Raw genomic sequence first — 26,502 nt, forward strand, 5'->3', positions numbered from 1 at the left:
GATGAGTGTGCACGATAGAAAAAACTTGAAATCTGCACTGGAATCCGCTATTCTGTACTTACAAAAGCAGGGGGTGGAGGAAGCCCGGCAGGACGCATGGCTTTTACTGGAGCATGTCTGCGGGATCAGCCACAGCACCTACTTTGTACACAGTGAAGATGAAATGCCAAAAGAACAGCAGGAGCAGTACGAAGCGCTGGTCAGAAAGCGCGGCGAACACATTCCGCTGCAGCAGCTGACCGGAGAGGCGTGGTTCTACGGAATCCCGTTTTTTGTGAATGAGCATGTACTGATTCCGCGGCAGGACACCGAGATTCTTGTGGAGGAAGCGCTCCGCGGCCTTCCAAAAGATGCACGGATTCTCGATCTCTGCACCGGTTCGGGATGCATCCTCATATCACTTCTTGTGACGAGAGAGGACTGCACGGGAATCGGCGCGGATCTCTCCGAGAAAGCCTTACAGGTTGCGGAAAAGAACGGCGCACAGGCGGGCGGACGGGCATCGTTCGTAAAGAGCAACTTATTTGAAAACATCGAGGGAACCTTCGATGTGATCGCAAGCAATCCGCCGTATATCCGCACGGATGTGATTGAAACCCTGATGCCGGAGGTGCGCGACCATGAGCCGCGGATGGCACTCGACGGCAGTGCGGACGGTCTTGTCTTTTACCGGAAGATTACAGAGCAGGCAGGAAGCTATTTAAAAGAGGGCGGAAAGCTCTGTTTTGAAATTGGATACGATCAGGGAGATGAAGTGCGGGAGCTGATGGAAACCCACGGCTTTGCCGATGTACAGGTTCTGAAAGATCTGGCAGGCCTGGACCGCGTGGTGACCGGTATCTGGCACAAAAAACCCTGACAGAAATGAATTTTAATTTTGACACCATAATGACATCATAAACAGACGAAAACAGCAAAAAGGAGCAGTCATTTTATGTTTGATAAACTTGATGATATCCTCATGCGTCTCGAGGAGGTACTGAATCAGTTAAGCGAGCCGGACGTCGCTGCCGATGCGGCGAAGTTCCAGAAGCTGATGAAGGAGCAGGCAGAACTCCAGCCGATCGCAGACGCATATAAGGACTATAAAACACAGAAACAGACCATCGAAGAGAGCCTGATGCTTCTCGAGGAGGAATCCGACGAAGAGATGCGCGAAATGCTGAAAGAAGAACTCTCCGATGCGAAAAAACGCGTAGAGGAGCTGGAGCAGGAGCTCAAAGTCCTGCTTCTGCCGAAAGACCCGAACGATGACAAGAACGTTATCGTAGAGTTCCGCGCAGGTGCCGGCGGAGACGAGGCGGCACTCTTTACCGCAGAAATCTGCCGTATGTACATCAAATACGCAGAGAGCCGCGGCTGGAAAACAGAGCTGACCAGCGCCGATGAAAACGGAATCGGCGGCTTTAAAGACGCAACACTTCTGATCAACGGAGCAGGCGCGTACTCCCGGATGAAGTACGAGAGCGGCACGCACCGCGTACAGCGTGTGCCGGAAACCGAGTCCGGCGGAAGAATCCATACCTCAACCATGACCGTAGCGATCATGCCGGAGGTGGACGACGTCGAAGTACAGATCGACCCGAAAGATTACAAATTCGATGTATTCCGTGCTTCCGGAAACGGCGGCCAGTGTGTCAATACGACCGACTCAGCAGTCCGTCTGACCCACTTCCCGAGCGGCATCGTCATTTCCTGCCAGGATGAGAAATCACAGTTAAAGAATAAGGACAAGGCACTGAAGATTCTGCGTGCCCGTCTGTACGACTTAGAGCAGCAGAAACAGCACGATGAGATGGCCGAGCTTCGAAAGAGCCAGGTCGGAACGGGAGACCGCTCCGAGAAGATCCGTACGTACAACTTCCCGCAGGGACGTGTGACGGATCACAGAATCAAACTGACCTTATACAAACTGGACGCCATTATGAACGGCGATCTGGATGAAATCATCGACAGTCTGATTGCAGCCGATCAGGCCGCAAAGCTGAGCAGCATGCAGGAAGAAGCATAATAATAAACGCTGCGAATCACGATTGGTCTACAGGATCGATTGTTGATAGAATAAACAGGAGAAAAAAAGGGGAAAAGAGAAAGGGAAAACGCTATGAAGAAAACAGCACTTGTGATCATGGCAGCCGGAATCGGCAGCAGATTTGGAAAGGGAATCAAGCAGCTTGAGCCAGTAGGACCAAACGGGGAGATCATCATGGATTATTCCATCCACGATGCACTGGAAGCCGGCTTCAACAAAGTAGTATTCATCATCCGCAAGGATCTGGAGAAAGATTTCAAGGAAGTCATCGGCAACCGCATCAGCAAAATCACAGAGGTGGAATATGCATTCCAGGAGCTCGATGATCTGCCGGCAGGCTTTGCAAAACCGGAAGGCCGTACCAAACCGTGGGGAACCGGCCAGGCCGTTCTTGCCTGCAAAGGTCTTGTAAAAGAGCCGTTTGCTGTTATCAATGCTGATGACTATTACGGAAAAGATCCGTTCGTAAAACTGCACGACTACCTCGTACAGGAGCATGATGTGGATGAGGTTATGCCGATCTCCATGGCAGGATTCGTGCTTGGAAACACCTTAAGTGACAACGGCGGTGTTACAAGAGGTGTCTGCGTCGTTGATGAAAACGGAAATCTGACCGGTGTCAACGAGACGAAAAACATCGTAAAGACCGCAGAGGGCGCAGGCGTTGAAAAAGAAGACGGAACGGTTGATCCGATCGACAAAAACTCCCTTGTTTCCATGAACATGTGGGGACTGCAGCCGGAGTTCATTGATCTTCTGGAGAAAGGCTTTGTTGAATTCCTTTCTGCACAGAAAGAGGGAGATGTAAAAGGCGAGTACCTCCTTCCGATCTACATCGACGAGCTGCTGCACGCAGGAAAAGCAGAAGTAAAAGTTCTTCCGACCGACGCAGAGTGGTTCGGCGTAACGTATCAGGAAGACAAAGCTTCCGTAACAGAAGCATTCCGCAAACTGATTGCGGACGGCGTATACAGCGAGAAGCTGTACGACTAATTACGATATTTTGTTATTTGAGTGAATAACCAGAAAAAGCGTGTTTGAATGATTGCAAAAAATTTCAGACACGCTTTCTGCCCGAAAGGGGAAAGGAGCATACCATGGGTAAATATTTTGGAACAGATGGATTTCGCGGGGAAGCAAACATTGATCTGACGGTTGAGCATGCATATAAAGTGGGAAGATTCCTCGGATGGTATTTCGGAAAAGACCACAAAGCACAGATCGTCATTGGAAAAGACACCAGACGCTCCAGCTACATGTTCGAATATTCGCTGGTAGCAGGACTGACCGCATCGGGAGCAGACGCTTATCTGTTGCATGTAACGACCACCCCGAGCGTTTCCTATGTTGTCCGTACCGAAAACTTTGACTGCGGAATTATGATCTCCGCCAGCCACAACCCGTTCTATGACAACGGAATCAAAGTCATCAACGGCCTGGGACAGAAACTGGAAGCCGACATCGAAGCGCAGATCGAAGCCTACATCGACGACGGAACACCGAAGATCCCGTTCGCAACGAGAGAAGACATCGGACGTACCGTGGATTTTGCAGCCGGAAGGAACCGCTACATTGGACACCTGATCTCGATTCCGACAAAATCCTTTAAAAACATGAGAGTCGGACTCGACTGCTCCAACGGAAGTGCCTCTTCCGTAGCCAAGAGCGTGTTTGATGCCATCGGCGCCAAGACATATGTGATCCACAACGAGCCGGACGGAACAAACATCAACTGCGGCTGTGGTTCCACCCACATCAAAGAGCTTCAGAAATATGTAAGAGAGAAACACCTCGATGTCGGATTTGCCTACGACGGAGACGCAGACCGCTGCATCGCTGTCGATGAGCTGGGAAATGTGGTAGACGGAGACCTGATCATGTATGTCTGCGGTAAATACTTAAAAGAAAAAGGCCAGTTAAACGGAGATACGATTGTGACCACGATCATGTCAAACCTCGGTCTTTACAAAGCGTGTGACCGCGCCGGTATCCGGTATGAGAAGACGGCAGTCGGCGACAAATACGTGTGCGAGAACATGATGGCAAACGGCTATTCTCTCGGCGGAGAGCAGTCCGGCCACATCATTTTCAGCAAGCACGCGACGACCGGTGACGGAATCCTGACCTCCCTGATGGTGATGGAAGTGCTGATAGATAAGAAACTCCCGCTCAGCACCCTGACAGCCGAGGTAGTGATTTACCCGCAGCTCTTAAAGAATGTCCGCGTGGCAAACAAAGCAGCTGCAAAGGCCAACCCGGCAGTACAGAAAGCAGTAGAAGACGTAGCAGAGGCCCTGGGCGATGACGGACGCATCCTCGTAAGAGAGAGCGGCACCGAGCCGGTGATCCGTGTCATGGTGGAAGCACCGGACGACGCAACGTGTGCAAAATACGTAGACCAGGTTGTTTCTGTGATGCATAAAGAAGGACTTGTGACAGAATGAAAAAAAGACTGGTAATCTTTTTTCTGGCGGCGGCAATGGTGCTTGGCGGCTGTGAAAATAAAAATTCAAAGCTTTATAAAAAGGGCATCGAGGCGCTCGAACAGAAGGACTACGTAACGTCGATTGCGATGCTGGAGGGAGCCGTAAAGGCAGGCGACCGACTGGCGGAGAGCTACCGGTCGCTCGGCATCGCTTATCTGAAAAGCCAGGAGTATGACAAGGCAAAAGAGGCTTTCAAGAGCAGTCTTTCGAGCATGAAGCACAAAGACGCGGAGTTTTCGCGCGATGTCATGTATTACGAGGCGGAAACCTGCGTACAGGCCGGAGATCTGGATGGAGCCATTGAGATCTGCACCAATATTCAGGAAGAAAAGGCCGATGCCGATGCGCTGTTCCTTAGGGGACGCGCGTACTTCCTGCAGAAGAATTACGAGCAGGCGAAGGTGGATTTTGATGCGGCAGTGGAGACGAAGGAGAGCTATCAGCTCTGCCTTGACATTTACGAGCTGTATCAGGAGAGCAGCATGAAGGCGGACGGAGACCGTTACCTCGAAGCGGCAGTGAAGATTGAGCCGAAAACGACCGAGGATTATTATAACATCGGCTGCGCATACTACTATCTGGAGGAGCAGGACGAGGCGGTCAAAGCGTTCTCGAAGGCAATGAAGGACGGCAGCAGCGCGGCGATGGAAATGCTCGGCGAGGTTTACCTTTCCAATGGTCAGAACGACGAGGCGAAAGCACTGTTTTCTTCGTATCTTTCGACAGATGGCTTTGCGGCGGCAGCAAACAACGGGCTGGCGCTCTGCGCACTTGCGGAAAACGACACGGACAGTGCACTCTCGTATATCGAGGAAGGACTCAAAACGGCAGAGGATTCCGACCGGGAAAATCTGCTGTTCAACCAGATTGTATCCTATGAAAAACGGGCGGATTTTGATACCGCGAAGTCGCTGATGGCGGATTTTCTGGCAGCATACCCGGAAAACACCGCGGCGCAGCGGGAAAATACGTTTCTCCAGAACCGATAACAGACGGAGGAAGTTGGATTGTTTGATTTAAGAGAAGAACAGGAGCGCGTGATTCTGGTCGGCGTACAGGAAAACGGCGGCGCAAACGCAGAAGAATCGCTCGACGAGCTGGCGGAACTGGCCAGCACCGCCGGTGCGAAGGTGGAGGGCCGCCTGGTGCAGGTGCGGGAGGCCATTCATCCGGGAACGTACATCGGAAAAGGAAAATTAGAGGAATTGAAAATTCTGGTGCGCGCCTGCGATGCGACGGGCATCATCTGCGACGATGAGCTCTCCTCGATCCAGTTAAAAGGGCTGGAGGAAGCACTGGAATGCAAGATCATGGACCGTACGCTTTTGATCCTGGATATCTTTGCGGCGCGCGCCGTGAGCAGCGAGGGTAAAATCCAGGTTGAGCTGGCCCAGTTAAAGTACCGTGCGTCCCGACTTTCCGGCCTTGGCACATCGCTTTCCCGTCTCGGCGGCGGAATCGGTACGAGAGGACCGGGAGAGAAAAAGCTGGAAACCGACCGGCGCCTGATCCGCACGCGTATTACGCAGTTAAAACGTGAGCTTGAGGAAGTACGCCAGCACAGAGAGCTCCTTCGTGAAGGCAGAAAACGTTCCAAAATCCCGGTAGCGGCGCTCGTAGGCTATACGTCAGCGGGAAAGAGCAGTCTTTTAAATGCACTGACAGGATCGGAAATTCTGGCAGATGCAATGCTGTTTTCCACGCTGGATACGACGACGCGGTCACTGACCCTTCCGGATGGACAGGAAATCCTGCTGACCGATACGGTTGGATTTATCAATAAGCTGCCACATCATCTGATCGATGCATTCCGCAGTACGCTGGAGGAAGCACGGTATGCCGACTATATTCTCCACGTTGTGGATACGTCAAATCCGCAGATGGAGCTGCAGATGCAGGTCGTGTACGATACGCTGCGGGAACTGAAAGTTGAGGACAAAAAGATCGTCACCCTGCTGAACAAGCAGGATAAGCTTCTCGCCCCGATGGTTGTAAAAGATTTCCGGGCAGACGCGAGCCTTGCGGTCTCTGCCAAAACAGGACAGGGACTCGAAGACCTCAAAAATTTACTCTCCTCGTGGATGATGGAGGGAAAAATCTATATCGAGCGCCTCTATCCGTACGATAAGGCGGGAACGATTTCACTGATCCGCGGATACGGAATTCTGCTCGAAGAAGAATATCTGCCGGAAGGCATCCGCGTAAAAGCCTATGTACCGAAGGATATCTATCCGAGGGTATAGAGGTATGGCAAGCGGGCTTAAAAACGGCAGTACATCCCTTTAAGCGCCGTACAGCGCCGAAAAATGGAAGGGACAGAATACAAGTAAAAGTACCATATCTAGTGATGTTAGAAAATTTCACACTAGATATGGTACTTTTTACTATTGACGGGAGAAACATGCTCTGCTATCATATGGTTCAGACACTGCAAAGAGTGGAACCTTAAAAAGGCCTTGCAGAAACGGTTGAATTAACAGGAGGGATTCCATGTTTCAGGTAGAAAAGAGAGACGGAACGATTGCAGAGTTCCAGATGAAAAAGATTACCGATGCGATTGGAAAAGCATTCGGCGCAAAAGATATGCAGTTCAGCGATGACATGCTTCAGATGCTGGCACTGCGCGTAACAGCGGACTTTCAGTCCAAGATCAAAGACGGAAAAATTTCAGTGGAGGCAATTCAGGACAGCGTGGAGAACGTGCTGATCCAGTGCGGCTACGCAGAAGTGGCAAAAGCTTACATTCTGTACCGCAAGCAGAGGGAAAAAATCCGCAACATGAAATCGACGATCGTAGACTACAAAGAGATCGTGGACAGCTACGTAAAAGTAGAGGACTGGCGTGTCAAAGAGAATTCGACCGTAACGTATTCTGTCGGCGGTCTGATCTTAAGCAATTCCGGCGCGATCACAGCCAACTACTGGTTATCAGAGATTTATGATGACGAGATCGCCGAGGCACACCGCAACGCGGATATTCACATCCACGACCTGTCGATGCTGACCGGCTACTGTGCAGGATGGTCGTTAAAACAGCTCATCAAAGAAGGACTTGGCGGCATCAACGGAAAGATTACTTCTTCTCCGGCAAGACATCTTTCGGTTCTGTGCAACCAGATGGTCAACTTCCTCGGCATTATGCAGAACGAGTGGGCAGGTGCGCAGGCATTTTCTTCATTTGATACGTATCTGGCGCCGTTCGTCAAAGTGGACAACTTAAGCTACGGCGAAGTGAAGAAGTGCATCGAGGCGTTTATCTACGGCGTCAACACACCGAGCCGCTGGGGAAGCCAGGCACCGTTCTCCAACATCACACTCGACTGGACCGTACCGGATGACCTCGCGGAGCTTCCGGCGATCGTCGGCGGTAAGGAGATGGACTTCAAGTACAAAGACTGTAAAAAAGAGATGGATATGGTCAACAAAGCGTTCATCGAGACGATGATCGAGGGAGATGCCAACGGAAGAGGCTTCCAGTACCCGATCCCGACCTACTCCATCACATCCGATTTTGACTGGTCCGATACGGAGAATAACCGTCTGCTGTTCGAAATGACTGCAAAATACGGTACCCCGTACTTCTCCAACTACATCAACAGCGATATGAAACCAAGCGACGTGCGCTCCATGTGCTGCCGTCTCCGCCTGGATCTGCGTGAGCTTCGAAAGAAAACCGGCGGATTCTTCGGTTCCGGCGAGAGCACCGGATCGGTCGGCGTTGTCACCATCAATATGCCGCGTATCGCATATCAGTCCAAAGATGAGAAAGAGTTCTACCGCCGTCTCGATCATATGATGGATATTGCCGCACGTTCGTTAAAGACGAAACGTGAGGTCATTACCCGCCTCCTGGACGAGGGACTGTATCCATATACGAAACGGTACCTTGGAACGTTTGAGAACCACTTCTCAACCATCGGTCTGATCGGTATGAACGAGGCCGGCTTAAATGCCGCATGGCTCGGAAAGGGTCTGGAGGATCCGAAGACACAGCAGTTTACGAAAGAAGTTCTGAACCATATGAGAGAGCGTCTTTCTGATTACCAGGAGGAGTACGGCGATCTGTACAACCTTGAGGCAACTCCGGCGGAGTCGACCGCATACCGTCTGGCAAAACACGACCGTGCAAAATGGCCGGATATCAAGACCGCAGGCCATGAGGGAGATACCCCGTACTACACCAACAGCTCCCATCTGCCGGTGGACTATACCGAGGATATTTTCTCTGCGCTTGATATTCAGGATGATCTGCAGACGCTGTACACCTCGGGAACTGTATTCCATGCGTTCCTTGGCGAAAAACTGCCGGACTGGAAAGCAGCAGCTTCCCTTGTGCGGAAGATTGCAGAGAACTACAAACTGCCGTACTACACGCTGTCCCCGACGTATTCTGTTTGTGCGAACGACGGCTATCTCGCCGGCGAGCACTTTACATGTCCGATCTGTGGAAAAGAGGCAGAGGTTTACAGCCGTATCACGGGATATTACCGTCCGGTCAAGAACTGGAACGACGGAAAACGCCAGGAGTACAAGAACAGAACTGTATATGATATCATCCACTCCAAATCGCCGGAGCAGAAAATGAAATCGTACGGCGCAGCAGAGAAACTGGCAGAGCAGGCCGCTGGAAAAGAAGAGCCGAAAGCCGCTGCAGCAGCAGATAAAATCGAGGAAGACGGCATGTACCTGTTCACGACAAGCACCTGCCCGAACTGCAAAATGGCAAAAGAAATGCTCGCCGAGGAGCAGTATGAGGTGATCGACGCAGAGCGTCACCCGGATCTTGCCGCACAGTACGGCATCATGCAGGCACCGACTCTTCTCGTTGTGGAGGACGGCCAGGCGCAGAAGATTGTGAATGCTTCCAATATCCAGAAATATGTGGATGAATATCTCTCCTAAATCTGTGCGCATATAGTTGCAGGAAAGAACAAACAGAGTTATAATAGGAAAAAGTGATACCCTCGCCCGGGCATCCCGGGTGGGGGTATTATTATGGCGCTGAGCACAGCAGAAATCGGCCCGGTGGACCGGTTTCACTTACAGAAGGGAGAAAAATTATGGGATACAGCCAGGACACAATCTGTGTACAGGGAGGATGGCAGCCGAAAAACGGTGAGCCGCGTGTACTTCCGATTTACCAGAGCACAACATTCAAATATGCAACCAGCGAGGAAATGGGAAAACTGTTCGATCTGGAGGAGGAGGGATATTTCTATTCCCGTCTGCAGAACCCGACGAACGACGTCGTAGCACAGAAAATCTGCGATCTGGAGGGCGGCGTGGCAGCCATGCTCACATCTTCCGGCCAGGCGGCAACGATGCTTGCTGTTACCAACATCTGTGAGGCAGGCGACCACGTTGTCTGCGCGGCAAAGGTTTACGGAGGAACCTCCAACCTGCTCGCCGTTACCTTAAAACGATTCGGCATCGAGACTACCCTCGTGGACCAGGATGCGCCGGCAGAGGAGCTGGAAAAAGCATTCCAGCCGAACACCAAAGCTGTCTTTGCCGAGACGATTTCCAACCCGGCAGGTGTTGTACTTGACATTGACAAGTTTGTTAAACTTGCACATGAGCACGGCGTTCCGATGATCTGCGACAACACCTTTGCAACCCCGATCAACTGCCGTCCGTTCGAGTTCGGTGTAGATATTGTCACCCATTCCACCACAAAATACATGGACGGCCATGCAATGGCGCTCGGCGGAGCGATTGTCGATTCCGGAAACTTCGACTGGGATGCGCATGCAGACAAATTCCCGGGCCTTACTACACCGGACGAATCGTACCACGGCGTGATTTATACGCAGAAATTCGGTAAAAAAGCGTATATCACAAAAGCAACCGCACAGCTGATGCGTGATATGGGAGCGTGCCAGTCCCCGCAGAATGCATTCCTGACGAATGTCGGTCTGGAGACCCTGCACCTGCGCGTGGAGCGTCACTGCAGAAATGCCGAGAAAGTGGCAGAGTTCCTGAAAAACCACCCGAAGGTAGCATGGGTTGAGTACGCAGGCCTTGCAGACAGCAAATACCATGCGCTGGCAGAAAAATACATGCCGAACGGAACCTGCGGCGTTCTCTGCTTCGGACCAAAGGGCGGAAGAGACGGCGCGATGCGCTTCACGAACGGCCTGAAAATGGTAGCAATTGTAACACACGTTGCCGATGCAAGAAGCTGCGTTCTGCACCCGGCAAGCCATACCCACCGCCAGCTGAACGATCAGCAGCTCATCGAAGCCGGTGTTCTGCCGGATCTGATCCGTCTGTCAGTCGGCATCGAGGATGTGAACGATATCATTGCAGACCTTGATCAGGCGCTTGCGAACGTATAAAGATACAAAAAACAGGATGTGAAAAGGAGCGTATTGGTAAAATGGAAGAAATGGCAAAGAAACGCGTAAAAGATTCTGAGACAGAGCAGTCGTATCTTCTGATGCACCGCCATATCAACGGCTATGGCCGTCTGTTCGGCGGCCAGCTGGTCGCGTGGATCGATGAGCTTGCCGGTCTGGTGGGACGCCGCCACTGCGGCAACGAAATCACCACCGCGTGCATCGACAATCTGAACTTCAAGCATCCTGCTTTTCTGAACGACACCGTCGTGCTGGTCGGAAGAATGACGTATGTCGGACGCACCTCAATGGAGGTGCGCGTCGACACGTACGTGGAAGAGCTTGCGACCGGCATTCGGAAAATGATCAACCGTGCCTACGTGGTGATGGTGGCCATCGACGAGAACGGCCGCGCACTTCCCGTTCCGGGGCTGATTCTGGAATCTCCGGAGCAGGAAGCTGAGTGGGAGGGCGGAAAACGCCGCTATGAACTGCGAAAAGAGCGTCACAGAGAGGGGTTCTAAGTTGACGTTTACCCGCACATTTGCAGAATCCACCGGGGCGTTTACCGGAGCTGTCTTCGTGCATTCTGAAAATTTCATTTAAAAAAAATCCCGCCGTGTCCCTTGACAGGCGGGATTTTCCATGTTAAGGTAAAGGCAGTTATACGACTGACGGAAGTGGAAATGACCACAGGGAGTATAGCGTGAGAAGAGGCCGACCGTCTGGGCAGAAGAATGCTTGGGGGAGTGGGTCTGTTTTTTTATCCAAAAACAGAAAATCCCATTCCAGCCACATTGAAAAGGAGAACAGAAGATGAAAAAAGTATCACTGGAACAGGAATTAAAAGGAAATGCATATCCAGGAAGAGGAATTGTGATCGGCAGATCCAAAGACGGCACAAAAGCCGTTGCCGGATACTTTATTATGGGCAGAAGCCAGAACAGCCGTAACCGTGTCTTTGTTGAGGAGGGTGAGGGAATCCGCACACAGGCGTTTGATCCGTCGAAGCTGGAAGATCCGAGCCTGATCATCTACGCACCGGTACGCGTTCTGGGAAATGATACGATCGTAACAAACGGAGACCAGACCGATACCGTATACGAAGGACTGGAGCAGGGAAAAACGTTTGAGGTATCCCTTAGAAGCAGAGAGTTTGAGCCGGATGCACCGAACTACACTCCTCGTATTTCCGGTGTGATGCACGTAGAGAACGGAACGTACGGCTACCAGATGTCGATCTTAAAGAGCAATAACGGCGATCCTTCCCAGTGCAACCGCTACACCTTCTCCTATGATAACTGTGTAGCAGGGGAAGGCCATTTCATCCACACCTACATGCACGACGGCAATCCGCTGCCAAGCTTTGAGGGTGAGCCAAAACTGGTCGAGATTCCGGATGACATCGATGCTTTCACCGAACTGCTCTGGAGCAGCTTAAACGAGGACAACAAGGTGTCCCTCTTCACACGCTATATCGACATTGCAACCGGCAAGTATGAGACAAGAATCGTGAATAAAAATAAATAAGAAATCGAGTGTTTTGCGAAAGGAGAAAATCATGAAAGAATTAGCGTTAAAATACGGATGCAACCCGAACCAGAAACCTTCCAGAATTTACATGGATGATGACAGAGATCTTCCGATCGAAGTATTAAGCGGCCGTCCGGGCTATATCAATTTTCTGGATGCCTTCAATGGCTGGCAGCTGGTACGTGAGCTGAAAGCAGCCACCGGTCTTCCGGCAGCAACTTCCTTCAAGCACGTTTCCCCGGCAGGTGCAGCCGTAGGTCTTCCGCTGGACGAGACCCTGCGTAAAATTTACTGGGTAGACGATATGGGAGAGCTTTCTCCGTTAGCATGCGCTTATGCAAGAGCCAGAGGCGCAGACCGTATGTCTTCTTTCGGCGACTTTATCGCACTTTCTGATGTCTGCGACAAAGACACCGCATCCCTGATCAAACGCGAGGTTTCTGACGGTGTCATCGCTCCGGGATTTACCGATGAAGCACTGGAAATCCTGAAAGCAAAGAAAAAAGGTAACTACTGCGTCATCAAAATCGACGAGAATTACCGTCCGGCTCCGCTCGAGCACAAACAGGTCTTCGGCATTACCTTTGAGCAGGGCCGCCAGGAGCTGCCGATCGACGATGAGCTGCTCTCCAACGTGGTAACCGAGAACAAAGAGATTCCGGAAGCAGCAAAACGCGATCTGAAGATTGCACTGATTACCTTAAAATATACCCAGTCCAACTCCGTATGCTTCGTCAAAGACGGTCAGGCCATCGGTGTCGGTGCAGGCCAGCAGTCCCGTGTGCACTGCACCCGTCTTGCCGGACAGAAAGCCGACAACTGGTTCCTGCGTCAGTGCCCGAAGGTGCTGGATCTGCAGTTTGTAGACGGCATCCGCCGCGCAGACCGTGACAATGCGATCGACGTTTACATCGGCGAGGAGTACATGGATGTTCTCGCAGACGGCGCATGGGAGAAGATCTTCAAAGTAAAACCGGAAGTCTTCACAAGAGAAGAGAAACGTGCATGGCTCGACCAGATGAAGGGCGTAACCTTAGGTTCCGATGCCTTCTTCCCGTTCAGCGACAACATCGAGCGCGCACACAAGAGCGGCGTCCAGTACATCGCAGAGCCGGGCGGATCAGTCCGTGATGATGCTGTGATCGAGTGCTGCAACAAGTACAACATGGCGATGGCATTTACAGGAATCCGTCTGTTCCATCACTAAAAAGAAATGCGTTTTATATTTATATAAGAAGAAAGAATCCGGTCTCTGGGCGGCCGGATTCTTTCTTTTTTTCGCACATGTATCATCAAAGAGAGAGTAGCATTTTCTGAAGAATAAAAAATAAGCAGGAAGAGGGCGGTACCGCCCTTTTTCTGTCGAAAACCCCTGTTCTTTTTCGGAAAAGTGTGATAAAATACCCCATGGGCGTATCTTTTGCCCGCTGCAAAAAGGAGGATGAGAAATATGCGGCAGATGGAATTTAAAATGGAGCGACAGGGACTTCTCGAGGAAGGCCAGGAAGTCAACGTGACAGAAAGCGCACTGCCTACCTCCTATTATTATACGATTACCCCGGCAGTGGCCATGAGCAGGAATTATCAGGCGTATGAGAGGCTGCAGTCCCGGAAGGGAATCGTAAAAGAAGTAAAAGAGACACCGAGAGGATTCTATACGGTAGTGGAGTTTGATGAAGATGAGCCGACCTGACGAGAACAAAAATGAGCACCCGGTGGTGCATCCGATTCCGCCGGTTTACCGCGCCGATTCCCGGATTCTGATTCTCGGCAGTTTTCCGTCCGTAAAATCCAGGGAGACCGGATTTTTTTACGGCCATCCGCAGAACCGTTTCTGGAAAGTGACGGCAGCCGTGTGCGGGGAAGAGGTGCCGCAGACCGTGGAAGAGAAGAAGGCGTTTCTGCTCCGGAATCATATCGCTGTCTGGGATGTGATCGCGTCCTGCGTCATCACAGGCTCGAGCGATGCGAGCATCCGCGATGTTGTGCCGAATCCGCTGCAGGACATTCTGGAATGCGCCGATATTCGGCAGATTTACTGCAACGGGGCGACCGCGTGGAAGTATTACCGGAAGTACCAGGAGAAGCAGCTGGGACGGGAAGCGGTTCGCCTTCCGTCGACGAGTCCCGCGAACGCCGCATGGTCTGTGGAGCGGCTGCTTGGCGAGTGGAGCCAGTGCGGAGAAGTCTTACGAAACGGAGAGTGACAGGATGAAAAAAGAGTACGAGACCGTCTGGGAGATTTTTAATGAGTGTGCCAATAATCAGATGCGGGACGTCTTTTTCGACGAGATCGAGACGGATGACCCGGAGGCGTATATCCGTCAGAAATTTCCGGACAAAAACTTAAAATATGAAAAAACGGTGGAAGCGGACGGATCTCTGGTCTTTGACATTGAGACCTCCGGCATCCGCCAGCGGTTTACGTTTACAGAAATCTGAATCGCGCAGAAAATACCAGAAAAGCGGAGAAAAAAACGATGAGTGAAGAAAAACACACGCATGTGCATGTGCTGGAAGACGGCACCGTGATCGAGCATTCCCACGATCACGCCCACGGGCACCATCATACAAATACAAAAGCAGTCTTAAACCGCCTCTCCCGCGCGATCGGACACATGGAGTCGATCAAGCGGATGGTAGAGGAAGGCCGGGACTGCACTGAGGTTCTGATCCAGCTGTCTGCCGTGAAGGCGGCCATTAACAATACAGGAAAAATTATCCTGGAGGATCACATTGAACATTGCATCGTCGATGCAGTCGAGCATGGGGACACAAAAGCGATTCAGGAGCTGAATAAGGCGATCGACCGCTTTGTCAAATAAGCAAGAAAAACAAGAAAAGAGGAAAGAAACATGGCAAAAGAATGCAGCAATTCGAGCTGTTCCAAAGAAAGCTGCGAAGGATGTCCAAGCAAAGCAGGACAGGGCAAACCGGATTTTCATATTGATCTGAATGCCGATTCTTCGATCAAACATGTCATTGGCGTTGTCAGCGGCAAGGGCGGTGTTGGTAAATCCATGGTAACCGCATCTCTGGCAAACCAGAAAGCAAAAGAGGGCTACAAGGTTGGTATCCTCGATGCCGATATCACAGGACCGTCCATCCCGAAAATGTATGGCCTGAAAGGACCTGCAAACGTAGATGACAAGGGCGTTTACCCGGCAGTTGCAGCAAACGGCGTAAAGGTAATGTCCATCAACCTCCTGCTTCCGGGCGAGGAAGAGCCGGTCATCTGGAGAGGACCTGTCATCGCAGGAACCGTAAAACAGTTCTGGACCGACGTCATCTGGGGCGACCTGGACTATCTCTTCGTCGATATGCCGCCAGGAACCGGTGATGTTCCGCTGACCGTTTTCCAGTCTCTTCCGGTAGACGGCGTAGTGATCGTATCTTCCCCGCAGGATCTGGTGCGCATGATCGTCATGAAAGCCTACAAGATGGCACAGATGATGAGCGTTCCGGTGCTCGGTATCGTAGAGAACTACAGCTACCTCGTATGTCCGGACTGCGGCAAAAAGCTGTCCATTTTCGGCGAAAGCCACATCGACGAGATCGCAGCCGAGATCGGCGTGCCGGTTCTCGGCAAAATGCCGATTCATCCGGAGTTTGCCGAGCTGGTGGACGAAGGAAGATTTGCAGAAGTGGATAACACCGATATTGCAAAGATCAACATCTAATCATTAAATATAGAAGCAAGTAATGGCATGAAAAACTCGTTTTTCCTTGATTTTACAAGGAAAAGCGGGTTTTTTTGACAAGATTTTTACGTTTCTTTTGGCAAAAACTATTTTATTTTAAACGGATTTTGTGTAACCGGTTACACACGACTGCGCAAATGAGACAAAAAGCGACAAATATGAAGGGTTAATGAGAAAAACTTGCATAAAAAACATGCATAATATGGCAAAAACAAGGAAATAAATTCAATATTGACATTTAAAGAGAAAAAGTGCATAATCTACCTCAACGATAGGAAAACAAACAGCTATTGATTAAGAAAGAGGTGAATCGTATGTCACACTGCGTAGTAAGACTCAATGGAACTGAGGAAGTAGAGGAGTTTGTAAAAGCAGCTTCCAAATGTGATTTTGATATTGACATTTTTTACAACCGCGTTATTATTGATGCAAAATCCATTCTTGGCATCCTCAGCATGGATCTGAACCGTGATCTCACCGTACACTGCTATGGTGACAGTCCGGCATTCAATAAAACCCTGCAGAAATTTGCTGTAGCATAAATTTTATTAAGGGAAACGAAAAAAATTCAGCCTGCGCCGCCAGCGAGAGTAGAGACAGAATTTGCGCAGGGGACTTTCTGAAGAAAAACTAATCACACGAGACACATAGCTTCAGAGAGAAAAAAAGGAGACTGTTGCGGCAGTCTCCTTTTTTCTGTATAATGATAACTATTCAGAGCTATGCGAAATTCCAGAAAAGGACACGAATCATGCTTGCATGAATGAGCGTTCTTTTCTGGAATTTCATATGGCGAGAAGCCACATCGAGATGCAGCGCAGCGGAATCGAGATGGGGCTCTGAATAGTCTGGTTAGAAAAGGAGCGGGCTAGTGGAAGAGAAGAAGAAAGAGATCCGGATTTCCGTGCGGAATCTGGTGGAGTTTATTCTGCGCAGCGGGGATCTGGACAACTCGTCGGGAGGTTTTGGCGAGCGCGATGCCATGCAGGCGGGAACGCGGGTGCATCAGCAGATTCAGAAAAAACGGGGCGCCGATTACCGTGCGGAGGTTCCGCTGGTTCACGAAAAAGAATATGAGCATTTCATTCTGCGCGTCGAGGGAAGAGCAGACGGCATGTACGAGGACGGAACCACGACCGTGATCGAGGAGATCAAGGGAACGTACCGTGACCTCGAAACGATGGAAGAGCCGGTTCCGGTACATCTGGCACAGGCGAAGTGCTACGCTTACATCTACGGCCTTCAGAACCGCAAAGAGGAGATGGGCGTGCTGATGACGTACACCCTGCTCTCCTCCGAGGAGGAAGGCCTTCTGCGCCCGCTCACCAAAGAAGAGGTAAAGCCGGAGCACTCCAACTGGCGCATCCGCCATTTTCTGCAGACGTACAAGCTCCCGGAACTGGAGCAGTGGTTCGGTGAGCTACTCGACGCCTGGTTTATCTGGGCGGAATTCCAGTACCAGTGGCAGAAAGCGCGAGATGCCTCAATGCAGCACCTCGAATTCCCCTTCCCGTACCGGAAAGGCCAGCGGGAACTGGTGAGCGGTGTCTACCGTACCATTCTGCGGAAAAAAGAACTCTTCGTCCAGGCGCCGACCGGCATCGGAAAAACAATGTCCACGGTCTTTCCGGCCATCCGCGCGATCGGAGAGGGCTGCGGCGACCGTCTTTTTTATCTGACTGCGAAAACCATCACCCGTACCGTGGCAGAGGAGGCGGTCTCCATTCTAAAAGAGAAGGGACTGCAGTTCAAAGCAATCACGCTGACCGCAAAAGAAAGAATGTGCATCCTCGATGAGCCCGAATGCGATCCGATCCACTGCCCGCGCGCGAAAGGTCATTTTGACCGGATCAACGCGGCGGTGTACGAGATGCTGACGGAATGCGATTCCTACACAAGAGAGGAAGTCCTGCGCCAGGCGGAAAAATGGAACGTCTGCCCGCACGAGTTCCAGTTTGATGTGGCTTCGTGGGTGGACGGCGTGATCTGCGATTACAACTATGCGTTTGATCCGACCTCGAAATTAAAACGCTTTTTCGCAGAAGGAACGAAGGGTGACTACATCTTTCTGATCGACGAGGCGCATAACCTGGTCGAGCGGGGCCGCGATATGTTCAGTGCCACGCTCGTCAAAGAGGAGATTTTAAAGGTCCGCCAGCTCCTCCGCCCGTATGCACCGGGCAAAAAGCTCGAGAAGGCGCTGAATCGCTGCAATCACCAGATGCTCGTCTACAAAAGAGAGTGCGATTCCTGCACGGAGCTGGAAAGCGTATCGACGTTTCTTATGATGGTCAATCAGCTGCTGGAAGAACTGGCGGGCTGGCTGGAAGCGCATAAGACAAGCGAAATCCGGAAGCAGGTTCTGGAATTTTACTTTAACTTGCGAAATTTTTCCGAGATTTACAATTTAGTGGATGAAAATTATCTGATCTACACGAGTTATCTCGATAACGGCGATTTTGCACTGCGCCTGTTTTGCGTCAACCCGGCGGAGAATCTGCAGCAGTGTATCAACCAGGGGCGGTCGGCCGTCTTCTTTTCCGCGACGCTGCTGCCGGTGCAGTATTATAAGAAGATGTTCAGCACGAATACGGATGATTACGCGATTTACGTGGAGTCCCCGTTTGATCCCACGAAGCGGTGTCTGGCGATCGGAAGCGAGGTCAGCACGAAGTATCAGCGGAGAAACCGCGCAGAGTTTGAGAAGATCGCCGCCTATCTGAACGAGATGATCCAGAGCCGGAAGGGCAACTATATGGCGTTCTTCCCGTCATACCGCCTGATGCAGGATGTCTATGCGGTCTATGAGGAACTGTATGCAGATGAAAACGTGACCTGCCTGATCCAGGAGTCGGCGATGCGGGAGCAGGAGAGAGAAGCGTTTCTGGAAGCGTTTGCGAAAGACAACGAGAAAACGCTGGTGGGATTCTGTATCATGGGAGGCATTTTCTCGGAGGGAATTGATCTGGACGGGGAAAAGCTGATCGGCGCGGCCGTTGTGGGAGCCGGAATCCCGCAGGTGGGGCCGGAGAGAGAACTTTTAAAGCAATATTTTGACCGCAGCGGAGAGAACGGTTTCGACTACGCGTACCGCTATCCCGGCATGAATAAAGTATTGCAGGCGGCAGGGCGCGTGATCCGTACGACGGAGGACACGGGTGTGATTCTGTTGCTCGACGAGCGGTTCCGAAACCGGGAGTACCGCGAGCTGTTCCCAAGAGAATGGGAGGACTGCCGGATTGTGCAGCGCAGCAGCCTCCCGGAGGTAATCCATTCGTTTTGGGAGAGGGTGGATTGTGAGAGCGGATCAAAAGCCGGGCAGCAGGAAATGAAATCTCGGTGCAGCGCTGAACGTTACGTGTGATCCGCGCGGTTCCGGTATTCGCTCGGCGAGCAGCCCATCTGCTGCCGGAAAATTTTAGAAAAATAGGCAGGACTGGAAAATCCGGTCTGTTCCGCTACGGAAGTGATACTGGCCTGGCGCTCGAGAAGGAGCGGCAGGCTTTTTTCAATACGGTAATCGAGAAGATAGTCAAACAGGGATTCGTTCATGCATTTCTTGAAAAAACGGCAGCATTCACTGCGGCAGATGTGGATCTGTGCAGCGAGATCCTCGAGCGTCAGATGCTCCATATAATGGCGGTGGATGTAGTCGAGCAGAATGCGGAGCCGCTCAACATCACGCGCTGCCGCCGTGTTCTGGGATTCACCGGAAAACGATGCGTGGCGGTAAATCTCAATCCAGATCGACAGCAGAAGCTCCTGGATTTCCATCTCAAACGCGGACGGCTGTGAAAGCGAGAGGTCGTAGATGCGGTGCATACAGGCAAGTACCTGGTTCTGCCAGTCGATCTCCGGCGAAAAGACGATGGAGGCGAGCTGCATATCCGTCAGCACCGGTTCGACGTAGCGCGTCTGGATCACACTGTTTGAAAAACCATAGAGAAAGCGCGGGGCGAACGTGGTTGAAATATAGACGCAGTCCATCCCGTCGATCATGTGGCCGCTGTGAAGCGCATTCGTGTTGCAGAAAATGCCGTCCCCTTCTTTTAAGACATACGATTTGCCGTTGACCTGATATCCGATCTGTCCCGAGAGGACAAACGTCAGCTCAATTTCCGGGTGCCAGTGCCAGGAAAAGGAGCCGCGCTCGTAGCGGGAGAGCTGTTCGTAACTGATGTTGACAGGAAATTCATAGCTGCCGTGGGCCTTCAGCTCACGGTTTTCTTTATCCATGCGGATCTGCATGAAACGTACCTCCAATCCATAAAATCCATTAAAAATCATACGATAAGTAAAGTATGCGGCAAAAAGGGAAAAAAAACAAGAAAAAATCGAAGATCACCTCAATATAATTATCGTTTGCCCCAATATTGTTGTTGCAGATGGGCGTACGGCTCACTATAATGATACTTAAGAAGATAAGAAAAAACACACAAACACACAAACACACAATACACACACAACACACAAAACGAAACCATGAAAACAACACACCAAAAAGAAAAGGAGACAACAAAATGAAACAGCAGGTACTGGATTGTTTTGCAAAACTGTTCGGGGGAGAGGGCGACATCCGCACCTACTTCGCACCTGGACGTGTGAACCTGATCGGTGAGCACACCGATTACAACGGAGGCCACGTATTTCCATGCGCACTGACCATCGGAACCTACATGGCAGCAAGAAAACGTGACGACAGAAAGCTTCATTTTTACTCTATGAACTTTGAAAAACTCGGCGTGGTAGAATCTTCTCTCGATGAATTCCTGATGGGAAAAGAAGGCAACTGGACCGCATATCCGAAGGGAATGATGTGGGCATTTTGTCAGAAGGGCTTCCCGGTAGAGCAGGGCTTCGATATCGTGCTCTACGGAAACATTCCGAACGGCTCCGGCCTTTCCTCTTCCGCATCCGTTGAGACCGTAACCGGCGTAATGCTGCGTGACATGTTCGGCTACGACACCATCTCCATGATCGACATCGCTCTGTACGGCCAGTTCTCCGAGAACAATTACAACGGCGTCAACTGCGGTATCATGGATCAGTTCGCCATCGCCATGGGCAAAAAGGACTGTGCGATCTTTCTTGACACCAGCGATCTGAAATATGAGTACGCACCGGTTAAACTGGAAGGCGCAAGAATTGTCATCTCCTGCAGCAACAAGAAACGCGGCCTTGGCGACTCCAAATACAACGAGCGCCGCAGCGAGTGCGAGACTGCTCTGGCTGAGATTCAGAAAGTCAAAGACATCAAGAGCCTTGGCGAGCTGACCGAGGAAGAGTTTGAGGCAGTGAAAGATGCCATCAAAGATCCGGTCCGCCAGAAACGTGCAAAACATGCTGTTTACGAGAACCAGAGAACCGTTCAGGCCGTTGCAGCTTTAAAGGCAAACGACATCGCAAAATTCGGCGAGCTGATGAACGCATCCCACGTTTCCCTGCGTGATGACTATGAGGTAACCGGCATCGAGCTGGATACTCTTGTGGAAGAAGCATGGAACTGCCCGGGTGTCATCGGATCCCGTATGACAGGCGCAGGCTTCGGCGGATGCACCGTCAGCATCGTAAAAACAGAAGATATTGACAACTTCATCGCAAAAGTAGGCGCAGCTTACAAAGAAAAAATCGGCTATGCCGCAGACTTCTATGTCGTAGACATCGGAGACGGCGCAGGCGTATTAAAATAAGAAATAAAAAAGCTGGATCGGCAGCAGGGAGGAAGCTACAGTGATTAACGAGAGTATTGCAAAACTGGTAAAATATGGAGAAAATGCCGGTCTTGTTTCGGGACTGGATAAAATCTATGCGACAAACCGGATTCTGGAAGTCATGCAGATTTCCGATTACGAAGAGCCGGAGCAGATTCCGGAGACCCCGTATCTGGAAGAGACTTTAAATGAACTGCTTGATGATGCAGCTAAGCGCGGTCTTCTCGAACACAACAGCGTCGTTTACCGCGATCTGTTCGATACGAAACTGATGGACTGCCTGATGCCGCGCCCGGGAGAGGTGGTAAAGAAGTTTGAGGAACTCTATGCGAAGAGCCCGCAGGAGGCAACCGATTACTTCTACAAACTGAGCCAGGATTCCAACTACATCCGCAGATACCGCATCGCAAAGGATATCCGCTGGAGCGTACCGAGTGCCTACGGCGATATCGATATCTCGATCAACCTCTCCAAACCGGAGAAGGACCCGAAGGCGATCGCGGCTGCAAAACTGGCAAAACAGAGCGGTTATCCGAAATGCCTGCTCTGCAAGGAGAATGTGGGCTATGCGGGACGCGTCAACCACCCGGCGCGCCAGAACCACCGCATCATTCCGCTGACGATCAATCAGACGGAGTGGGGATTCCAGTACTCGCCATATGTGTATTACAATGAGCACTGCATCGTGTTCAATTTCCAGCATAACCCGATGAAGATCGAGCGCGCGACCTTTGTGAAGCTGTTTGACTTTATCAAGCTGTTTCCGCACTACTTCATCGGTTCCAATGCGGATCTGCCGATCGTGGGAGGCTCCATTTTAAGCCACGATCATTATCAGGGCGGTCACTATACCTTCGCAATGGCGAAAGCGCCGATCGAGCGCCATTTTACCATCAAAGGATACGAGGATGTGGAAACCGGCATCGTCAAATGGCCGCTGTCCGTCATCCGGATCCGCCACAAAGATGAGAAACGGCTGATCGATCTGGCAGAGCATATCCTGAACTGCTGGAGAGGTTACACGGATGAGGATGCGTTTGTATTCGCCGAGACTGACGGAGAGCCGCACAACACGATCACGCCGATCGCAAGAAAAGTGGGCGATACGTTCGAACTCGATCTGGCACTGCGCAACAACATCACGACGGACGAATGCCCGCTCGGTGTTTACCATCCGCATGCACAGTATCATCACATCAAAAAAGAGAACATCGGCCTTATTGAGGTTATGGGACTTGCGATTCTGCCGGCGCGCTTAAAAGATGAGCTGGAAGAGCTTTCCAAATGCCTTGTAGAGGGAAAAGATGTCCGCGCTGTCGCAGAGCTGGAGAAACATGCCGACTGGGTAGACGAATTCCTGCCGCGCCATCCGGAGCTGAACAGCGAAAATGTGATGGATATCCTGAAAGAGGAAGTCGGAAAAGTCTTTGTCGGCGTACTCGAGGATGCCGGCGTTTACAAGTGCACCGAGGAAGGCAGAAGTGCATTTGCAAAATTCATGGAAACGTTGTAGAATAAACTAAATGCTTCAATTAACCCGCTGCGGCAAAAAAGCAGCAGCGAAGGAAAACATGGAGGATACCAAAATGAAAATCTTAGTTACTGGCGGTGCAGGCTATATTGGAAGCCACACCTGTGTGGAACTGCTGAACGCAGGCTATGACGTTGTTGTCATGGACAACCTTTACAATGCAAGCGAGAAAGCCATCGAGCGTGTAGAACAGATTACCGGAAAGAAAGTAACCTTCTACAAAACCGATATGCTGGACCGCGAAGGCGTAAAGAAAATTTTCGACAACGAGAAAATTGACGCTGTCATCCATTTCGCAGGCTTAAAAGCAGTCGGCGAGTCCGTACATAAACCGATTGAATATTATCACAACAACATGACCGGAACCCTGATTCTCTGCGATGAGATGAGAAACCATGGCGTAAAGAACATCATCTTCAGTTCTTCTGCAACCGTATACGGCAATCCGGCACAGATTCCGATCACCGAGGAGTGCCCGAAGGGAACCCCGACCAACCCATACGGCTGGACAAAAAGCATGCTCGAGCAGGTTCTGACCGACATCCACACCGCAGATCCGGAATGGAATGTTATCCTGCTTCGCTACTTCAACCCGATCGGAGCGCATAAGAGCGGCCTTATCGGAGAGGATCCGAAGGGCATCCCGAACAACCTGCTTCCGTATGTCGCACAGGTTGCCATCGGAAAACTCGAGTGCATCGGTGTTTTCGGTGATGACTACGATACTCCGGACGGAACTGGTGTCCGCGATTACATCCATGTTGTTGACCTGGCACGCGGCCATGTAAAAGCCATCCAGAAACTGGCTGACAACGAGGGCGTTTCCATTTACAACCTCGGAACCGGCAAAGGCTACAGCGTACTCGATGTGATCCACGCATTCGAGAAAGCATGCGGCCATCCGCTGAAATACGAAATCAAACCGCGCCGTGACGGTGATATCGCAACCTGCTACTCCAAATGCGACAAAGCAAAAGAGGAGCTTGGCTGGGAGGCTGAGTACGGCATCGAGGAGATGTGTGCCGATTCCTGGAACTGGCAGCAGAAGAATCCGAACGGATATAACGACTAATGTAATGTGAGTGTTATCTGGCGGCCCGCCGATACTTGAAAGAGTGTCGGCGGGCCGTTTTTGTATAGATAAATTCAGTCTTTTTTCACAAAGTCCGGCTTGCTAATTAAGAGGGAATCCGATATAATGTAAGAGTTAAAGTGTCCGTAAAAAAGAGGGGCGGTTTGACATACAAGGAGGAAAAGCATGGACGATAGAAAAAATCAGAACCGGGAACCAGAAAAAGGCTCCGGGGGAGGACCGAAAAACAGACAGACGATACTCATTATCCTGATCTGCCTCCTCGTCAGCCTGATGGTGATGGGACTTCTGAACAATGCCCTTGGGGGAATTACTTCCGAGGATCTTGACTATAGCAAATTCCTGGACATGGTAAACAACGATGGAGTGCAGGAAGTTGTCTTGAAATCGGGAACACTGACCGTAACGCCGAAAGACCAGAAATCGGAGGGAATCACCTATCAGGTAACGATGATGGGAGATGAGCAGGAGCTGGTCGATCTGTTACAGGAGAAAGGCATTACGTACCACAAAGATCCGCCGGATTCTACCGGAACGATCATTTACACATTGCTGACCGTCATTCTGCCGGTTGTGATGCTTGTCGCTGTCATGGTATGGGTGATGCGCAGCATGAACAAAGGCGGCGGAGTCATGGGTGTAGGAAAGAGCAGAGCAAAGGCCTACGTACAGAAAGAAACCGGCGTGACATTCCGCGATGTTGCGGGACAGGACGAGGCAAAAGAATCGCTCCAGGAGGTTGTGGATTTTCTGCATAACCCTGGAAAATACACGACAATCGGTGCAAAACTTCCGAAAGGAGCGCTTCTTGTAGGCCCTCCTGGAACCGGAAAAACACTGCTTGCCAAAGCCGTAGCCGGTGAGGCGCACGTACCGTTTTTCTCGATGTCCGCTTCGGAATTTGTCGAGATGTTCGTCGGTGTCGGTGCATCGCGTGTGCGTGACCTGTTTGAGGAAGCAAAGAAAAACGCACCGTGCATCATCTTTATCGATGAGATCGATGCGATCGGAAAGAGCCGTGACAACAGCTACAACAGCAACGACGAGCGGGAGCAGACGTTAAACCAGCTCCTCGCCGAGATGGACGGATTCGACAGCTCCAAGGGTATTCTGATCCTTGCGGCCACAAACCGCCCGGAGGTTCTTGACCCGGCGCTGCTGCGTCCAGGCCGTTTTGACCGCCGGATTATCGTAGAAAGACCGGACCTGAAAGGCCGTGTGGAAATCCTGAAAGTACACGCCAAGAACGTATCGCTCGATGAGACGGTTGATCTCGACGGCATCGCACTTGCGACATCGGGAGCCGTTGGTTCTGATCTTGCAAATATGATCAACGAGGCAGCGATTCTTGCGGTCAAGAACGGAAGAAAAGCCGTTTCCCAGAAGGATCTTCTCGAGGCAGTCGAGGTTGTCCTCGTCGGAAAAGAGAAGAAGGACCGCATCTTAAGCCAGGAAGAGCGAAAGATCGTTTCCTACCACGAGGTAGGCCACGCACTTGTTACTGCACTGCAGAAGGATTCCGAGCCGGTACAGAAAATCACGATTGTGCCGCGTACGATGGGTGCGCTCGGCTACGTCATGCAGGTGCCGGAGGAGGAGAAATACCTCAACACGAAGAGCGAACTCGAGGCGATGATCGTCGAGTGCCTCGGTGGAAGAGCGGCAGAGGAGATCGTATTCGGCAATGTGACAACGGGAGCTTCGAATGATATCGAGAAAGCGACGAAGATTGTCCGCGCGATGATCACGCAGTACGGTATGTCGGAGAAATTCGGTCTGATCGGTCTTGCGACCCAGCAGAATCAGTACCTCGACGGAAGAATGGTCTTAAACTGCGGCGATGCCACAGCAACCGAAATTGACCACGAGGTCATGAAGATCCTGAAAGAGTCGTATGAGCAGGCAAAAGAACTTCTGGCAGCTAACCGCGATGCGATGGATGAAATCGCAGCTTACCTGATCCAGAAAGAGACGATCACCGGAAAAGAATTTATGGAGATTTTTCATCAGGTGATTGCAAAACGGAATGGAAACGCGGAAGAAGCGGTTGAAAATCCAGAAATATAAAAAGAAAGCG

The 26,502-nt window shown here is 51.2% G+C and carries 23 protein-coding genes and 1 riboswitch; of the genes, 22 read left to right on the plus strand and 1 reads right to left on the minus strand.

Translation table 11 applies throughout. The features are described from left to right. The first annotated feature begins 1 nt into the window (after position 1). The 18 genes from prmC (at position 2) to DXB83_RS00410 (ending at position 19,454) form a co-directional block, all read left to right on the plus strand. A complete protein-coding gene (prmC, locus tag DXB83_RS00325) occupies positions 2-859 on the plus strand; it encodes a peptide chain release factor N(5)-glutamine methyltransferase (RefSeq protein ID WP_022462137.1) in 858 nt (285 codons plus the stop codon). Between the two features lie 75 nt (positions 860-934). Continuing rightward, positions 935-2,011 carry a peptide chain release factor 1 gene (gene prfA, locus DXB83_RS00330; RefSeq protein ID WP_022462136.1) on the plus strand — a complete coding sequence of 359 codons (1,077 nt, stop codon included), beginning with the start codon at positions 935-937 and terminating at the stop codon, positions 2,009-2,011. Between the two features lie 93 nt (positions 2,012-2,104). Continuing rightward, entirely contained in the window at positions 2,105-3,025 is a 921-nt protein-coding gene (locus DXB83_RS00335; RefSeq protein ID WP_055219722.1) for a nucleotidyltransferase family protein, read from the plus strand. Positions 3,026-3,129: 104 nt separating this feature from the next. Next, positions 3,130-4,476, plus strand: a complete 1,347-nt coding sequence (gene glmM, locus DXB83_RS00340) for a phosphoglucosamine mutase (RefSeq protein WP_118697167.1) — start codon at positions 3,130-3,132, stop codon at positions 4,474-4,476. Next, on the plus strand, positions 4,473-5,507 hold the full coding sequence (locus DXB83_RS00345; RefSeq protein ID WP_055219726.1) for a tetratricopeptide repeat protein: 1,035 nt from the start codon (positions 4,473-4,475) through the stop codon (positions 5,505-5,507). Before glmM ends, DXB83_RS00345 begins: the two co-directional genes overlap by 4 nt. A gap of 18 nt (positions 5,508-5,525) precedes the next feature. Further along, complete coding sequence (gene hflX / locus DXB83_RS00350; RefSeq protein WP_055227015.1) at positions 5,526-6,761, plus strand: GTPase HflX; 1,236 nt, start codon at positions 5,526-5,528, stop codon at positions 6,759-6,761. 247 nt (positions 6,762-7,008) lie between these two features. Then, a complete protein-coding gene (locus DXB83_RS00355; RefSeq protein WP_055227013.1) occupies positions 7,009-9,420 on the plus strand; it encodes a ribonucleoside triphosphate reductase in 2,412 nt (803 codons plus the stop codon). A 158-nt stretch (positions 9,421-9,578) separates the two neighbouring features. Beyond that, positions 9,579-10,856 carry an O-acetylhomoserine aminocarboxypropyltransferase/cysteine synthase family protein gene (locus tag DXB83_RS00360; RefSeq protein ID WP_022463108.1) on the plus strand — a complete coding sequence of 426 codons (1,278 nt, stop codon included), beginning with the start codon at positions 9,579-9,581 and terminating at the stop codon, positions 10,854-10,856. 41 nt (positions 10,857-10,897) lie between these two features. After that, positions 10,898-11,380: an acyl-CoA thioesterase gene (locus tag DXB83_RS00365; RefSeq protein WP_118697168.1), complete on the plus strand. Its 483-nt coding sequence runs from the start codon at positions 10,898-10,900 to the stop codon at positions 11,378-11,380. Positions 11,381-11,513: 133 nt separating this feature from the next. Then, positions 11,514-11,594, plus strand: a riboswitch (ZMP/ZTP riboswitch). Between the two features lie 78 nt (positions 11,595-11,672). Further along, positions 11,673-12,386 (plus strand): IMP cyclohydrolase, encoded by a 714-nt coding sequence (locus DXB83_RS00370; protein WP_022463110.1) that lies wholly within the window; start codon positions 11,673-11,675, stop codon positions 12,384-12,386. 31 nt (positions 12,387-12,417) lie between these two features. Further along, positions 12,418-13,596: a phosphoribosylaminoimidazolecarboxamide formyltransferase gene (locus DXB83_RS00375; RefSeq protein WP_117760499.1), complete on the plus strand. Its 1,179-nt coding sequence runs from the start codon at positions 12,418-12,420 to the stop codon at positions 13,594-13,596. 243 nt (positions 13,597-13,839) lie between these two features. Continuing rightward, positions 13,840-14,082 carry a hypothetical protein gene (locus DXB83_RS00380; protein WP_022463113.1) on the plus strand — a complete coding sequence of 81 codons (243 nt, stop codon included), beginning with the start codon at positions 13,840-13,842 and terminating at the stop codon, positions 14,080-14,082. Next, on the plus strand, positions 14,069-14,596 hold the full coding sequence (locus DXB83_RS00385) for a DNA-deoxyinosine glycosylase (RefSeq protein WP_022463114.1): 528 nt from the start codon (positions 14,069-14,071) through the stop codon (positions 14,594-14,596). The genes DXB83_RS00380 and DXB83_RS00385 overlap by 14 nt, the downstream gene beginning before the upstream one ends. A gap of 4 nt (positions 14,597-14,600) precedes the next feature. Further along, positions 14,601-14,831, plus strand: a complete 231-nt coding sequence (locus DXB83_RS00390) for a hypothetical protein (protein ID WP_022463115.1) — start codon at positions 14,601-14,603, stop codon at positions 14,829-14,831. Between the two features lie 38 nt (positions 14,832-14,869). Further along, entirely contained in the window at positions 14,870-15,214 is a 345-nt protein-coding gene (locus tag DXB83_RS00395) for a metal-sensing transcriptional repressor (protein WP_055219739.1), read from the plus strand. A 30-nt stretch (positions 15,215-15,244) separates the two neighbouring features. Next, positions 15,245-16,069 (plus strand): Mrp/NBP35 family ATP-binding protein, encoded by an 825-nt coding sequence (locus DXB83_RS00400; RefSeq protein WP_055219741.1) that lies wholly within the window; start codon positions 15,245-15,247, stop codon positions 16,067-16,069. A 335-nt stretch (positions 16,070-16,404) separates the two neighbouring features. Continuing rightward, positions 16,405-16,632, plus strand: coding sequence for an HPr family phosphocarrier protein (locus tag DXB83_RS00405; RefSeq protein WP_022463118.1), 228 nt, complete (start codon positions 16,405-16,407; stop codon positions 16,630-16,632). 329 nt (positions 16,633-16,961) lie between these two features. Then, positions 16,962-19,454, plus strand: coding sequence for an ATP-dependent DNA helicase (locus DXB83_RS00410; protein ID WP_118697169.1), 2,493 nt, complete (start codon positions 16,962-16,964; stop codon positions 19,452-19,454). Here DXB83_RS00410 and DXB83_RS00415 read toward each other — a convergent pair. Continuing rightward, entirely contained in the window at positions 19,445-20,338 is an 894-nt protein-coding gene (locus DXB83_RS00415; RefSeq protein ID WP_055219743.1) for an AraC family transcriptional regulator, read from the minus strand. The genes DXB83_RS00410 and DXB83_RS00415 overlap by 10 nt on opposite strands. Before the next feature lie 272 nt (positions 20,339-20,610). Here DXB83_RS00415 and DXB83_RS00420 point away from each other — a divergent pair, with 272 nt between their 5' ends. The 4 genes from DXB83_RS00420 (at position 20,611) to ftsH (ending at position 26,492) form a co-directional block, all read left to right on the plus strand. Beyond that, on the plus strand, positions 20,611-21,780 hold the full coding sequence (locus DXB83_RS00420; RefSeq protein ID WP_118697170.1) for a galactokinase: 1,170 nt from the start codon (positions 20,611-20,613) through the stop codon (positions 21,778-21,780). A gap of 40 nt (positions 21,781-21,820) precedes the next feature. Then, positions 21,821-23,314 carry a UDP-glucose--hexose-1-phosphate uridylyltransferase gene (gene galT, locus DXB83_RS00425; RefSeq protein ID WP_118697171.1) on the plus strand — a complete coding sequence of 498 codons (1,494 nt, stop codon included), beginning with the start codon at positions 21,821-21,823 and terminating at the stop codon, positions 23,312-23,314. A gap of 73 nt (positions 23,315-23,387) precedes the next feature. Next, positions 23,388-24,404: a UDP-glucose 4-epimerase GalE gene (gene galE, locus DXB83_RS00430; RefSeq protein WP_022463123.1), complete on the plus strand. Its 1,017-nt coding sequence runs from the start codon at positions 23,388-23,390 to the stop codon at positions 24,402-24,404. A gap of 186 nt (positions 24,405-24,590) precedes the next feature. Further along, positions 24,591-26,492 carry an ATP-dependent zinc metalloprotease FtsH gene (gene ftsH, locus DXB83_RS00435; RefSeq protein ID WP_055227005.1) on the plus strand — a complete coding sequence of 634 codons (1,902 nt, stop codon included), beginning with the start codon at positions 24,591-24,593 and terminating at the stop codon, positions 26,490-26,492. Positions 26,493-26,502 lie beyond the last annotated feature (10 nt).

Source organism: Blautia sp. OM06-15AC, assembly GCF_003481425.1.
In the GTDB taxonomy this organism is placed as follows: domain Bacteria; phylum Bacillota; class Clostridia; order Lachnospirales; family Lachnospiraceae; genus Fusicatenibacter; species Fusicatenibacter saccharivorans.